Source organism: Milkweed yellows phytoplasma str. MW1 (assembly GCF_000309485.1).
GTDB lineage: Bacteria > Bacillota_I > Bacilli_A > Acholeplasmatales > Acholeplasmataceae > Phytoplasma.
Window position 1 is genome coordinate 1 of record NZ_AKIL01000116.1, and the last position, 1147, is coordinate 1147.

Annotated in this window: 1 pseudogene; it reads right to left on the reverse strand. The window is 25.6% G+C overall.

Features of this window, described 5'->3' with window-relative positions:
- Positions 1-1147: pseudogene (locus RI76_RS03110) on the reverse strand (hypothetical protein); the annotation flags it as partial.

A 1147-nucleotide genomic window follows, 5' to 3' on the forward strand; every position in this document is an offset into this window, starting at 1 on the left:
TTTAATAGATAATGCATTTATAGCTTCAACAGGAGGAGGCGATAAAGAAATATTTTTAGCATTTTCACCGAAAGAGATATCAAAATAATTTAAATCATGTCCGCTATTATTTTCAATGCGAGTTATACAACGATCATAGTTCCAAATATCTATTTTATTATTATCATGTTTTTGAAGATATATATTAATATAATAATAATCCTGGCCATTAATAGTGTGTTTAAAACTATTGAAAGTTTTGGCTTCGCGTTTTTCTATTTGTGCTAATGCTTTTGCATATTGCATATTACCAGCATTATTATCATCTATCTTTAAATTAGGCTTTATAGTTACAGAAAATGGTTTATTAGAATAAAAATATCTATCATTGTTTTTCGTATACTCTGAAGACGAGGAGTTATTTGATAAATTTTTTAATAAATCAGGATTATAAGCGAAAGTGGTTTTTTCCCATTCTTTGTAAGTTTGACTTAAATTGCTTATTGCTTGTTCTAAAGTCATTTTCTGGTTTATTAAAGAGATTATTTTTTCATTTAAGTTATTTAACTGTTGTTGTTTAGTTAACAATGCTTGTTGATGTTGTGTTTGCTGTTCTTGATTAATAGCTAATTGTTGTTTTAAATGGAGAGCTTCTTGTTCTAATTCAACTACATTTTTTTTATAATATTCAATTTGCGTAGCAATTTCTTGTAAAGCTTGTTCGTGTTGAGCTCTTAAATTATTTTGTTCTTCTTGGGTTTGATCTAATTTTTCTTCTAACAAGTGTTTATCTTTATTCAAACGGTTTATTTCTTCATCTTTCAATACTAGTTGAGCTTCAAAATTAATTTTATTTGTTTGTAAATTTTGTTTTAAAGTGTCAATTTCAGTTTGTAAAAGTCCTTTTTCTTGTGTTGATAATTGTTGATTATGGACTAGATTTTGTTCTTTCGTTTGGATAATATTTTCTTTTTGTTCAATTTCTTGTCTTAATTGTTCTAAATCTTGGTTTTGTTTTTTAGTTGTTGTTTTTAGTTGTTCTTCTAAAGTAGTTATTTTTTGCTGATTATCGGCAATGGTTTTATTTTTTAAAGTTAATTGTTCTGTATTGTGAGTTAAATTATTTTTTAATGCTGTTATTTCTTCATTTAAAGCGTTTTTTTCTTGT